The 12,716-nt window shown below is 47.5% G+C and carries 10 protein-coding genes and 1 tRNA gene; 10 read left to right on the top strand and 1 reads right to left on the bottom strand.

The window, feature by feature from the left end; translation table 11 throughout:
• Positions 1-267: 267 nt before the first annotated feature.
• The 5 genes from L9W92_RS14835 (at position 268) to L9W92_RS14855 (ending at position 6,810) form a co-directional block, all read left to right on the top strand.
• Positions 268-1,512 carry a sodium ion-translocating decarboxylase subunit beta gene (locus L9W92_RS14835; protein WP_240084527.1) on the top strand — a complete coding sequence of 415 codons (1,245 nt, stop codon included), beginning with the start codon at positions 268-270 and terminating at the stop codon, positions 1,510-1,512.
• Positions 1,509-1,745 carry a hypothetical protein gene (locus tag L9W92_RS14840; protein ID WP_240084528.1) on the top strand — a complete coding sequence of 79 codons (237 nt, stop codon included), beginning with the start codon at positions 1,509-1,511 and terminating at the stop codon, positions 1,743-1,745. Before L9W92_RS14835 ends, L9W92_RS14840 begins: the two co-directional genes overlap by 4 nt.
• Positions 1,746-1,943: 198 nt before the next feature.
• On the top strand, positions 1,944-3,320 hold the full coding sequence (locus L9W92_RS14845) for an ArsB/NhaD family transporter (RefSeq protein WP_240084529.1): 1,377 nt from the start codon (positions 1,944-1,946) through the stop codon (positions 3,318-3,320).
• A 160-nt stretch (positions 3,321-3,480) separates the two neighbouring features.
• Positions 3,481-4,857 (top strand): ArsB/NhaD family transporter, encoded by a 1,377-nt coding sequence (locus L9W92_RS14850; protein WP_240084530.1) that lies wholly within the window; start codon positions 3,481-3,483, stop codon positions 4,855-4,857.
• A gap of 660 nt (positions 4,858-5,517) precedes the next feature.
• Positions 5,518-6,810 carry an ArsB/NhaD family transporter gene (locus tag L9W92_RS14855; protein WP_240084531.1) on the top strand — a complete coding sequence of 431 codons (1,293 nt, stop codon included), beginning with the start codon at positions 5,518-5,520 and terminating at the stop codon, positions 6,808-6,810.
• 81 nt (positions 6,811-6,891) lie between these two features.
• On the opposite strand, the gene ytaF is transcribed toward L9W92_RS14855, so the two are convergent.
• Positions 6,892-7,572, bottom strand: a complete 681-nt coding sequence (ytaF, locus tag L9W92_RS14860; protein WP_240084532.1) for a sporulation membrane protein YtaF — start codon at positions 7,570-7,572, stop codon at positions 6,892-6,894.
• 159 nt (positions 7,573-7,731) lie between these two features.
• Between ytaF and L9W92_RS14865 the strand changes: the two genes are divergently transcribed.
• The 5 genes from L9W92_RS14865 (at position 7,732) to L9W92_RS14885 (ending at position 12,413) form a co-directional block, all read left to right on the top strand.
• Positions 7,732-7,965 carry a hypothetical protein gene (locus tag L9W92_RS14865; RefSeq protein ID WP_240084533.1) on the top strand — a complete coding sequence of 78 codons (234 nt, stop codon included), beginning with the start codon at positions 7,732-7,734 and terminating at the stop codon, positions 7,963-7,965.
• Between the two features lie 282 nt (positions 7,966-8,247).
• Positions 8,248-8,946 (top strand): TerC family protein, encoded by a 699-nt coding sequence (locus L9W92_RS14870; RefSeq protein ID WP_240084535.1) that lies wholly within the window; start codon positions 8,248-8,250, stop codon positions 8,944-8,946.
• Between the two features lie 77 nt (positions 8,947-9,023).
• Positions 9,024-9,101: transfer RNA gene (locus L9W92_RS14875), tRNA-Pro, on the top strand.
• A 134-nt stretch (positions 9,102-9,235) separates the two neighbouring features.
• Positions 9,236-10,045 (top strand): NAD(+) diphosphatase, encoded by an 810-nt coding sequence (nudC, locus tag L9W92_RS14880; protein WP_240084536.1) that lies wholly within the window; start codon positions 9,236-9,238, stop codon positions 10,043-10,045.
• 799 nt (positions 10,046-10,844) lie between these two features.
• The gene (locus tag L9W92_RS14885; RefSeq protein WP_240084537.1) at positions 10,845-12,413 is read left to right on the top strand and encodes a benzoate-CoA ligase family protein; all 1,569 of its coding nucleotides are present in this window, start codon (positions 10,845-10,847) and stop codon (positions 12,411-12,413) included.
• Positions 12,414-12,716 lie beyond the last annotated feature (303 nt).

The raw sequence follows: 12,716 nt of genomic DNA on the forward strand, positions 1-12,716 counted from the left end.
TAGATCCGAATTCCCAATTGGATGCGGATTTAAAAAAAATTCCTCTATGGTAAGTAGGAGGAATTCAATAACGATGGTTCAAGCAAAGCCTTGTGCCATCTGCCTCGGCGAATGCCGAGAGGCTATTAATCAAATAGAGGAGGGGTGTGGCCTGCTTCAGGGTAGTGTATTGCGGGATTGGCATGTTGCATCACTATGTTGGTGGTGATCGGCCTTTGGCTATATTCTCTAGGAGTATGAAGGCCGCTTGAAAGCAGGTTGGTATATATGGGTGAAATTAATGTATTAAATTTATTCCAGGGAGTCGCGACGCTTTTCGCTAGCGAGCCCAAAATTGCCATAGCTAGATTGGTGCTGATAGTTCTTGGTTTTTTATTAGTATACTTGGGCTACAAAAAAATTCTCGATCCGCTGATCATGTTGCCTATGGGTTTGGGCATGGCTTCTGTAAACGCCGCGGTGCTCTTTATCGCACCTGAGATGGTGGCTATGATGCCGGAAGGTTCCGGCAACATGGGTACAATTTTTGTGGCCCCGATGGTGTCGGACCCGGCGAGTCTGATAAATATCTTGCAAATCGACTTTTTGCAGCCAATTTATACTTATACTTTCAGCAACGGTTTAATTGCCTGCCTAGTCTTTATGGGCATCGGGGTTATCACAGATGTCGGGTACCTGCTGGCAAGGCCTTTTGCCAGTATGTTTATCGCTCTCTTCGCCGAATTAGGTTCTGTCCTCACGTTTCCGGTGGCTGTGGCCTGCGGGCTCACCTTTAGTGAAGCAGCCGCCATTTCTGTTGTTGGCGGGGCGGACGGCCCGATGGTGCTGTTTACTTCACTGATGCTGGCAAAACACCTGTTTGTTCCGATAACCATTGTGGCCTATCTTTACTTAAGCTTGTGCTACGGCGGTTATCCCTATTTAATCAGATTTTTGATTCCGAAGAAACTTCGTGGAATACAAATGGATTTGAGTTCGCTGCCCACTGTCAGCTCCGGTCAAAAATTTGCGTTTGCCATTATTGCCTGTACGGTTTTGTGCCTTCTTTTCCCCGTGGCCGCTCCTTTGTTCATGTCCTTTTTCGTGGGTGTAGCGGTACGGGAATCCGGGCTGAAGCACTTTGCGGAACTTTTGGAAGGACCCGTCCTCTATGGGTCTACTTTTTTCCTGGGGTTGCTTTTAGGAGTGCTGTGTGAAGCAAGCACGATTTTGGATCCGAAAGTGCTCATCCTGCTCTTTCTCGGTGTGTTCGCTCTCTTTTTCTCCGGCGTTGGAGGCGTTATCGGCGGCCTGCTCATGTACTTTATCAGCGGGAAAAAGTTTAACCCAGTAGTCGGTATCGCCGGCGTTTCTTGTATACCCACGACAAGCAAAGTTGCCCAAAGAGAGGTTACGGCAGCTAATCCTTATGCCATTGTTTTACCATTTGCAATCGGGTGTAGTGTCAGCGGTGTAATCACCTCGGCTATCCTGACCGGTGTTTACATTACGCTGGTTCCGTTGGTGCAATGAGCGGGCGGAGCGTAAAATTCTGGGTGTCAGGTACTCTGGTTTCGCTAACTGGGGTAGTGCTGGCAAGAATTGTAGCACCGATTTTTAACGGAAACTCAACGTTATTAGTGTCGATCTACCTTTTGGGAATAACCCTGGGCCTCGCCGGGTTAGTCTTACTCACTTTCGGGATGACTAAAGTCTACCGGAATGTAGGAGATGAACTGGAGGCGGGTAAAAAAGAAAGCAATTAGAAAATATCAGGATAATGCTGCACTTGCTATTACGGTCCCGCCCTTGGCGGCGGGGCCATATATTTATGGTTAAAATTGAGAGTATTGGCTTATCGAAATGTAATTATATCACTACTCCATTTAAATACTAAAAGGAAAAAGTTAATTTTGTTTTGAAGACAGTATACAAGATATTATTCAGATAAGGGGGGGAAACTATTGCCTGAGCAATATAAAGAAATTATTGCCATTGCCATATTTTTGTTTACATACGCGGCAATTGTTTCTGAAAAGATCCACCGGACGATCGCGGCCTTATTCGGGGCGTCCCTGGTGGCGGTGCTGAGTATTGTCAGTTTGGAAAAAGCGGTTGAGGCCATTGATTTTAACACCATCGGTCTTCTGGTCGGCATGATGGTTATTGTCGGCATTACCAGGCAGACCGGCGTTTTTGAATTCCTTGCCGTCAAGGCGGCCAAGAATTCGAGGGGAGAACCGCTCAAGATTGTCGCCGCCCTGTGCCTGGTAACCGCTGTTTTGTCCGCCTTCCTGGACAACGTGACTACTGTGCTCTTAATCGTGCCGGTTACTTTTGCCATTGCTCAGCAGCTTGAACTCAGCCCGCTGCCGTTCCTGATCCCCGAAATTATCGCTTCCAATATCGGCGGCACGGCCACATTAATCGGCGACCCGCCCAATATCATGATCGGCAGCGCCACCGGGCTCGGTTTTATGGACTTTCTTTTTAATCTGACGCCGGTGGTAGTGGTTGTCTATGTATTGACTATTTTCATTATCCAGATAATTTACCGGAAGCAGTTGGTGGCGCGGGATGAATTGAAAGCCAACATCATGCAGTTGAATGAACAGGATGAAATTAAAGACGCCGCGCTTTTGCGCAAATGTTTGATAGTGCTTTTCCTGACCGTCCTGGGTTTTGTGCTTCACCAATACGTCCATCTTGAGTCTTCCATCATCGCCCTGACCGGGGCCAGTTTGCTGCTCCTAGTCACCAGGTATGATCCCGAACACGCCCTGCAAGCCGTGGAGTGGCCTGTGATTTTCTTCTTTGTCGGCCTTTTTGTAATCGTAGGCGCTTTGGAAGAGGTAGGGGTAATCGAAGCTGTGGCCAGATGGGGCTTGGAAGTGACCGGCGGCAATTTGGTGCCTACGGGCATGTTGATTTTATGGCTATCCGCCATTGCTTCTGCTTTTGTGGATAATATCCCGTTTGTCGCGACTATGATCCCTCTGATTCAGGATATGGGCCGCCTGGGCGGTATTGCCGACCTGAATTTGCTCTGGTGGTCGCTGTCCCTGGGCGCTTGTCTGGGCGGCAACGGGACGGCCATCGGCGCTTCAGCCAACGTGGTTGTTCTCGGCATGGCCGAAAAAAGAGGTGTGCACATCAGCTTCATCGGCTATATGAAAATAGCCTTTCCGCTGATGCTGATGTCTATTGTGATTTCCATGGCGTACCTTCTGTTCTGGTACTACGCCCATACCCTGACCGCAATGTGTATTACACTGGGTATTGGGCTGGTTTTGGCTTTAATTCTTAAACCTGTAGCCAATATGATCACAAAACAAAAGTAACCGGAGATCGTACTGCATAACGGGTGCGACTCCGGCAAGTAGGTTAACCCAGTCACCGGCTGATGCAATATTGATCATCGCCGCTCACATCACAATGGCGGCTTTTAATTCGCAAAAATTGAGTTAATCTGCTAGAGCTTTGAGCAAGGAGGGGAAACCATTGCCTGAGAATTATAAGGAAATTATTGCCATTGCTATTTTTTTGTTTACATACGCGGCAATTGTTTCTGAGAAGATCCACCGGACGATCGCGGCCTTATTCGGGGCGTCCCTGGTGGCGGTCCTGAGTATTGTCAGTTTGGAAAAAGCGGTTGAGGCCATCGATTTTAACACCATCGGTCTTCTGGTCGGCATGATGATCATCGTGGGGATTACCAGGCAGACCGGTGTTTTTGAATTCTTGGCCGTTAAGGCGGCCAAGGGCTCGCAAGGTGAACCGCTCAAGATTGTCGCCGCCCTGTCACTGGTGACTGCTGTTTTGTCAGCCTTCCTGGATAACGTGACGACGGTGCTCCTAATCGTGCCGGTTACCTTTGCCATCGCCCGGCAGCTTGAGCTTAACCCGCTGCCGTTCCTGATCCCGGAAATTATCGCCTCCAATATCGGCGGCACGGCCACATTAATCGGCGACCCGCCTAATATCATGATCGGCAGCGCCAATAATCTTGGTTTTATGGACTTTCTTTTAAACCTGACACCGGTGATAGTGGTTGTCTATGTGTTGACTGTTTTCTGCATCCAGATAATTTACCGAAAGCAATTGGTGGCGCGGGATGAATTGAAGACCACCATCATGCAGCTGAATGAACAGGATGAGATCAAGGACGCCGCACTTCTCCGCAAGTGTCTGGTGGTGCTTGCCCTGACCATCCTGGGCTTTGTCACTCACCAGTACCTCCATCTCGAATCTTCTATCATTGCCCTGACCGGAGCCAGCCTGCTGCTCCTGATCACCAGGTCAGATCCCGAGCATGCCCTGCAGGCCGTGGAGTGGCCGGTAATGTTTTTCTTTATCGGCCTTTTTGTAATCGTAGGCGCTTTGGAAGAGGTTGGCGTAATCGAGGCTGTGGCCAAATGGGCTTTAGATGTGACCGGCGGCGATTTGGTGCCTACGGGCATGCTGATCCTGTGGCTGTCCGCCATTGCCTCCGCTTTTGTGGATAATATTCCCTTTGTGGCGACAATGATCCCACTGATTCAGGATATGGGCCGACTGGGCGGTATTACCGACCTGAACTTGCTCTGGTGGTCTTTGTCCCTGGGCGCCTGTCTGGGCGGCAACGGGACGGCCATCGGCGCTTCAGCCAACGTGGTTGTTCTCGGTATGGCCGAAAAGAGAGGTGTGCACATTAGCTTCATCGGCTATATGAAAATAGCTTTCCCGCTGATGCTGATGTCCATAGTGGTTTCCACGGCTTATCTTCTGTTCTGGTACTACGCCCATACCATGACCGCGATGTGCGTCACCCTGGTTTTGGGACTGGTTCTGGCGGTGCTTCTAAAACCTATAACGAATATACTCACGAAACAAAAGTAATCGGCAAAATTAAAACATGCCGGGGCAGACAGGGGAATGGTTCTCCCGTCTGCCTTTTTATTTTCTTGTTTGTGCTTAACGGCCCCCCGCCGGTCAGGTTGGGCCTTTAGCATAACTATTTGTAAATTTGCAGTCATCTGCGCAATAATGCAGTGCTGCAGTTTACGGGGGGCAGTCCCAGGTTGATTTTAGGCGCGAATATAGCCTGGCATGATTATTGCATATTATATGCCAAGTGTATTTTGTATTATGTATTTTGTGTTAAGAGGGGAGGGTTTTTGGCACAGTATTAGCAGTGGACGTTTTGTCACGCTGACCTGAAGGGAATATCCGCGGCAATGAAGACAAATAATCCAGCAAAGGAGGGTTGGCGCTTGATTCAAGCAGCAGATATGCGATTCAGTACGGAAGGATGCCGCATCCCTTTTAATGCCAATAAGTAAATACCCCCTCTGCTTGCCCCAGACGGAGGTATTCTTATGGCTGGCCCCCCGGAGCCTTTTGACACAAACAGATGTGTTGGAGTGCTTCTCCGAATACCATACCATACTGCCATTTTATAAAAATTATATCATTACGATCACTAAATGTTTAAGGGAAAAACGCGAGTTCTATATTGAATACAGTATACAAGATTTGAGATTGGGAGGATTAGGAAGAATGGAAGGTAATTCTCAAGTTATATTTGCCGTGGTAGTTTTTCTATGCACCTATTTTCTAATTATTCTTGACAAGATCCACCGGGCGGTGGTGGCGCTGTTGGGCGCTTCCGTAATATTGCTGTTTCATGTGATTGAGCAGGAGCGGGCTGTAGAGGCAGTCGACTTTAATACGCTCGGTCTTTTGATCGGCATGATGGTGATCATCGGGATCACCCGCCGCACAGGATTGTTCGAGTACCTGGCCATATTATCGGCCAAATTGTCCAAGGGCGAGCCGATCCGGATCATGATTTCACTGGCTACCGTGACGGCTGTTGTTTCCGCCTTCCTGGACAATGTCACCACTGTTTTGCTGATTGTGCCGGTGACTTTCGCCATCGCCGGGAAGTTGAAGCTGAATCCGATCCCATTCCTCCTCGCGGAGGTAATTGCTTCCAATATCGGCGGTACGGCGACCCTGATCGGCGACCCGCCGAACATCATGATCGGCAGCGCCACCGGCCTTGGTTTTATGGACTTTGTCAAGGCCCTGACCCCGGTGGTTATTGTGGTCCACATCGCCAACATGATCTGGCTGAAATTTTTATACCGGAAACAAATGAAAACAACTCCCGAATTACAAAAAAGTATTTTGGGCATGGATGAGAAGGCGGAGATCAAGGATCTGGCGCTGCTCAAAAAGTGTGTTTTCGTCATATGCCTGACAATTTTAGGCTTTATCACGCACCAGGCCCTGCACCTGGAAGGCGCGACCATCGCGCTGGCCGGCGCCACCATCCTTTTGCTGATCACCCTTGACGATCCGGAACCTGCCCTGGCCTCCGTGGAATGGACCGCGATATTCTTCTTCGTCGGCCTGTTCATTGTGGTGGGCGCGCTGGAAGAAGTCGGCGTGATTGAATACGTCGCCAGGCAGTCACTGGCTTTGACCGGCGGCGAAATGGTTCCCACCGGGCTCCTGATCCTATGGCTTTCCGCCATAGCGTCGGCCTTCGTGGACAACATCCCGTTCGTGGCCACCATGATCCCGCTGATCAGGGATATGGGCCAAATCGGCGGCATTACCGACCTGAACCCGCTCTGGTGGTGTCTTTCTCTGGGAGCCTGCCTCGGCGGCAACGGCACTTTAATCGGCGCCTCCGCCAACGTGGTGGTGGCCAGCTTAGCGGAAAAACGGGGAGTCATAATTACCTTTATCCATTTTACCAAGGTGGCCTTTCCGATGATGTTGATGTCGGTCGCCATCTGCACGGTTTACCTGCTGATCCGCTTCCTGATTCCAGCTAGTTGATTAATTTGCTTCACTAATTGCAATTAAAAGCCCCTGGCAGGGGGAGGGCGTGGAGAAGCTTCTCCCGCCAGCCCCCTTTTTTTATGCAAAAAACTCGGCCACACCGATAATTATCAGCAACAACCCGGCGATATAAGCGGCCTTCTCGCCGGTCCACCTGGATAAATGACTGCGCCCCAGGCGGTTTCCCCCCAGAAAGAACAAGAAACTGATCATAGCGGACAGGAGTGCGGTCAGTTCCGGCTTTAAGCCCGCCATGCCTCCCGCCACGCCGCCGGCCAGGTTGTTTAGCGAAAGCGCGGCGCCAAGCAGGCAGGCTTCCTTTAAATCAATGACACCTGAGTAGTCCTGGTCCACGGAGGCTGGTTCCTTAAGGATCTGGATGAGCAGCCCCAAGCTTTTTATCCTTAAGGTAAAAAAGGTTTTAGGAGCTTCCTTGTGGTTATCTTTCTCTTCGACATTTTTTTGAGCTATTTCCATACTGGTGTTCTCGCTGGGCTTCGCCCATGACTGCAGCATAGTCCAGACCCCGACGGCCATTAGAGCCGCCGAGCCGGTGTAATCAGCCCAGCGCGGGGGCAGCAGGGTAAAAAAATATAGGCCTGTCTTCATGGCTAAAAGTGTGCTTAGCCCGGTTAAAAAGGCGATGAACAAGTTTGAGAGAAAAGGGAGCTTAATTTTCCTTATACCGTAAACAATCCCTATGCCGAAGCTGTCCATGCTGATGGAAACTATCAGCATGACGATTAAGAACAGGGTCAATGCTTTCGCCTCGCTCGACGCAATAAATTTTATAGAATTGGTATATGCTCGCTGCCGGGGATTGGTGTTGAAATGGTATAGAAAATTTGCCGGCGGGAAGGATTTAAATAAAGAGTGAAGAATAAATTTATATAAAATTCTGTAAGGAAGGTGTAACTCATGCCAAAGACCAGGATGGAGCCGTTAATAAATGAGAAAGAATATTTTATAGAAAAAGTAACCATTGATAATATACCCGACCTGCGTGACAAAACCGGCGAACAGTTTCTCAATAGTCTTGAGGAAGCCGTAAATGACTGCAGGAAGTTTATCGCGGAAGGGTTCAGCTTGACAAGTTACTGGGCGGACCCGGATGTGGGGATGGAATTTATCTTAAAAAAGAAAAAAGCGTAGGAGTTTATTCTCTGAAAGATGTTGACAAGGAAGCAGTAAATAAAATATACTTCAAGTGTTAAAGGGGAGTAGCGAAGCAAGAAAATGCTGGTAAAGTCAACAGCCGGTTATTACCTGGTTTTACCGTTGGGCGTAATTGCCAACTTGCGAGACTTTTAACATTACCGTCGAGGATGGTTATGTTAAAAGTCTCGTTTTTTATGGTTTAAATATAACAAAAAACATTGTTAATGATTTGGTATTTGGCGGGGAATATTGAGATAAGCACATAGAAGGAGTGAAGTGAATTTGGTTGAATCAGAGGTTGTGATCTCCATACTCAGCATCATTATCATTGATCTTGTTTTGGGAGGCGATAACGCCGTAATGATCGCCATGGCTTGCAAAGCCCTGCCGGCGGAGCAAAGAAAAAAAGCAATTATTTTCGGCACCGCCGGCGCTGTCATTATGCGTGTGGTTTTGACCGCCATCGCCTTGTATTTATTAAAAATTCCTTTTCTGCAGTTCGCGGGAGGCGCTTTGCTGGTCTGGATTGCCCTGAAACTCTTGTTTGAGGAAAAAGCAGCAGCAGTAGAATGCGATGTCGGAAAAAGTTTATTCAACGCGATAAAAATCATCATTATGGCAGATGTCGTGATGGGTATCGATAATGTCTTGGGGATCGCCGGCGCCGCTCAGGGGAGCCTGGAAAGGGTCATCTTCGGCCTGCTTTTCAGTGTTCCCATCATTGTATGGGGCAGCACGATTATCCTGAAATGGCTGGATCGATATCCGGGTATTGTCTACATCGGGGCAGGTGTTCTGGCCTGGACAGCGGGAAAGATGATTACCAAGGATATTATTATTTATGAAAATATCGGCCGGTACATTCCTTACTTTGATTTTGCGCTGCCTGTGGTTGTGCTGATTTTCGTGCTCGCGACCGGACTCTATATGAATAAAGTAGTTAAGCGCAAGGAAGTTGGCAAAAATAGTGTTTAGAATGTTTCAACTGTTCATTTCTTGACTTTTAACCGGGGAACCGTTAAAATAATTGTTGCGTACACTAGTAGTTTTACCGGGGCGTAGCTCAGTTTGGCTAGAGCGCTACCTTGGGGTGGTAGAGGCCGCACGTTCAAGTCGTGTCGCTCCGACCAGAAAAAGGAAAAACCTTGGGAAACCGAGGTTTTTTCCTTTCTAGCTGTTTAGCCCTTTGGTGCCCGATGGCTGCCAAAGGCGAATCAGTTCCCGTGGTAGTACACAGCGATGGTTTCTGAAAGGAAGAAATGTCATGATATCGGCAACAACTGCAATTGAGCGGTCATACTGGCTGGTGTTTTATCAGGAAAGATTGTTGGCGCTGATGGACAACGGCAAGGCTGCTATTCCGTTAAGCAATGACCTTGCCGGGTTCGAGCTGGAGCAGGTAAGAAAAATTCCCTTGGGCACGTTGAGTAGCTTGCCTTGCTATACAGCGGAAGTATTAAACGAACCGGCTGTTCCGGAAAATATGAAATTTATTGGTTTGAGACGGTTGTACGGGCTGATCGAGGAAGACTTGTTTTGGTTGGCCGGCAGGGCGTTTCAAATAATAAACTGGGATCGCACGCATCAATATTGCGGCCAATGCGGCGCCCGGACTGAGGAGAGGTTAAACGAGTATGCCAAGGTGTGTCCAAAATGCGGGTTTACCAGTTATCCCCGCATTTCTCCAGTGGTTATCGTCGCGGTGTTAAAAGATGATCAGATTTTGCTTATCCAAAGCAACCATTTTAAGGTGCCATTTTACACGGTAATTTCGGGATTTGTCGAACCCGGGGAAACGTTGGAGGAGTGTTTGAGGAGAGAGGTCAAAGAAGAAGTAGGCGTAGAGGTAAAAAATATATCCTACTTCGGCAGCCAGCCCTGGCCGTTCCCTAACTCGCTGATGATCGGATTCACCGCTGAATATGATGGAGGAGAAATAATTATTGATAAGGAAGAAATTAGCGAAGCAAGATGGTTCTCAGTGAAACGCCTGCCGGATTTGCCGGGCTCCATCAGCATTGCCAGACAGCTAATTGATTGGTTTATAAAAAAGAATAACAATTACAATTATTAATTACAAGCAATAAAAAGCCCGGCATCTGGCCGGGTTTCTTACTACTTCCGACATGATTTGCGCTTAAGAATTATAATAATTGACAATAAAGATAATTGACAATGTTCAGTCAATAGTTTATAATGTAGATGTTACAAATAAATGGTATTATTTATTAAATAAATTAACTTTTAATCAATTAAAGAAGGATGATAATAATGTTAATATTTTCATCTATCCTAAAGAACCGCGGCAATTGTTTCATGGTATGTTTTAGCACTATATTCAAATGAAACGTGAAAATCCGCCAGGGGCTTATTAGTGTGCCTTCGCGGGTTTTTTTGTTTCAAAAATTTTCACTTATGCCTGGAAGGATAATTACCAATTCTATAGAATAATATTCTATAAGTAGGAAAAGGACTAAAAAGATTTTCAAATTACTAGAATTTAAGAAAAACATAGCTCTAGTAAGTTTGAATTTGGCTAGTTTACCGGTCTGGATCATAAACAGCAGTTAAGTTGAACATGCTGAAACTGTACGTACATTGATTCTAAAGAGGAGGTGAGGAAACACAGAATATTTCCTTGTTTTAGTATTTTGTCTTAAGATTTATATTAATAGTTCCAAATAAAGCTTGGTACAGTAAGTTAAGGCATAAATCACCTTGAACTGCCGCGGAATTCAGCCGGATTATTAGTTGGGATTGCTCTTTTTTGATACGCGTGGAGAGATTTTTTTTTAGATTAGAGTGCTGCTTAACAGCACAAATATTATTTTTTGAATATTAAAATTTTAGTATAAAATAAGGGAGGCTCAAAAATGGAATCTACTCAACTCAGTTTTCCGGAAAAGTTTAATGCTGCGGAACGTTTTATCGATTGGAACGTTCAACAAGGGCGCGGTGACAAGGTCGCTATATTACACCAGGACGACAAGATCACCTATAAGCAACTCCTGGACAACGTCAACCGTTTCGGTAACGCGCTGAAGTCTTTGGGTTTAGGGATGGAAGACAGGGTGCTGCTGCTGACCTTTGACTGCCCGGAATTCGTTTATACCTTTTTTGGCGCCATTAAGATCGGCGCAATACCTATTCCGACCAACACCATGTTAATGCCGGAAGATTACCGTTACCTGTTGAACGACAGCCGGGCGAAGGCTCTTGTCGTCAGCAAGGACCTGCTGCCCGGAGTGCTTAAGGTAAAAGATGAACTCATGTTTTTGAAAACTATCATCGTTGTCGGCGAAAAGGTTGATAACACTCTTGATTATTACGAGTTGCTCAACGGTTGCTCCACCGAATGTGAAACCGCTCCCACCGGACCGGATGATGCGGCGTTCTGGCTTTACAGCTCCGGGACTACCGGCTTCCCGAAAGGCACCGTCCACCTGCAGCACGACATGTCCTACAGCGCCGAGTTGTATGCTAAAGGTGTTCTGAAGATTAACGAGAACGACAGCACTTATTCCGTGGCGAGATTGTTTTTCGCATACGGTCTCGGCAACGGGATGTTCTTTGGATTATACGTCGGCGGTACGCTTGTTTTAGATCCGGGTCGTCCGCAGCCCGATCACGTCTACAGTGTTATAACCAAATACAAACCAACCCTTTTCTTCGGAGTGCCGACATCATACAACGCCATGCTGCAGGTAAAAGACGCCAAGGAAAAATATGATTTGAGCTCGGTCAGGCTGGGCATATCGGCCGGTGAGGCGCTGCCAGGCGCTGTGTGGAAGCAATTTAAAGAAATGTGGGGCGTTGAAATTCTGGACGGGATCGGCTCGACGGAAATCCTGCACATCTATATCAGCAACAGGATTGGCGAGTCCAGGCCAGATTGCAGCGGCAAGTTGGTGCCGGGCTACGAGGCCAAGATTGTGGATCCGGACGGCAACGAAGTGCCTACCGGTGAAGCCGGCATCTTGATGATGAAAGGCGAAAGCATCGCGTCGTGCTACTGGAACAAGCACGAGAAGACAAAAAATACTTTCCAGGGCCAGTGGTTTAATACCGGCGACCAGTACGTCAAAGACGAAGAAGGGTACTTCGCTTACGCCGGCCGGGGCGACGACATGATCAAAGCCGGCGGCATCTGGGTCTCGCCTGTGGAAGTGGAAGCTACCTTGATGCTGCACCCGGCAGTGCTGGAATGCGGTGTCGTCGGCGCGCCGGACGACGACGGGCTGATCAAGCCGAAGGCGTATGTTGTCTTCAAAGAAGGCGTTACAGTGAATGAAGAGCTCATGAATGATGTTAAGCTCTTTGTTAAGAAAACAATTGCTCCGTACAAGTTCCCGCGGTGGATTGAGCAGATTGAGGAACTGCCGAAGACCGCGACCGGCAAGATCCAGCGCTACAAGCTGAGACAAATAGCTGAAGGCAAATAAATAATAGTTATTAATTTAATCAATAGTTAATAAATTAATATTGCATGTGATATCTTAAGGTTGGAAGCCCTGGAAGTTAATTGCCCGTTGATTTTCAATGGTGGTGATGATTCCAGGATTTCCAACACATATTTATTGGGCCGCTGTTCGTTTGACGCTTAAGGAATATTTTTTTATCGAGATTGCTTTCCAGGAAGTTTGAATTATGTTTAGCTGAGGAGGTGAGGACAGTGGCCTGAGGTTGATTAGGGAAAAAGACGCTTTGAGTTTGTGAGTTTGCAGTAATATCTGTGAGTTGGGGAA

The sequence above is a fragment of the Pelotomaculum terephthalicicum JT genome, from assembly GCF_022410535.1.
Lineage (GTDB): Bacteria > Bacillota > Desulfotomaculia > Desulfotomaculales > Pelotomaculaceae > Pelotomaculum_D > Pelotomaculum_D terephthalicicum.

Coding starts and splice junctions, on each gene's coding strand:
- L9W92_RS14865 (WP_240084533.1), top strand. CDS start 7,732: ATGCCAAAGACCAGGATGGAGCCGTTAATAAATGAGAAAGAATATTTT.
- L9W92_RS14855 (WP_240084531.1), top strand. CDS start 5,518: ATGGAAGGTAATTCTCAAGTTATATTTGCCGTGGTAGTTTTTCTATGC.
- nudC (WP_240084536.1), top strand. CDS start 9,236: ATGATATCGGCAACAACTGCAATTGAGCGGTCATACTGGCTGGTGTTT.
- L9W92_RS14840 (WP_240084528.1), top strand. CDS start 1,509: ATGAGCGGGCGGAGCGTAAAATTCTGGGTGTCAGGTACTCTGGTTTCG.
- L9W92_RS14835 (WP_240084527.1), top strand. CDS start 268: ATGGGTGAAATTAATGTATTAAATTTATTCCAGGGAGTCGCGACGCTT.
- L9W92_RS14885 (WP_240084537.1), top strand. CDS start 10,845: ATGGAATCTACTCAACTCAGTTTTCCGGAAAAGTTTAATGCTGCGGAA.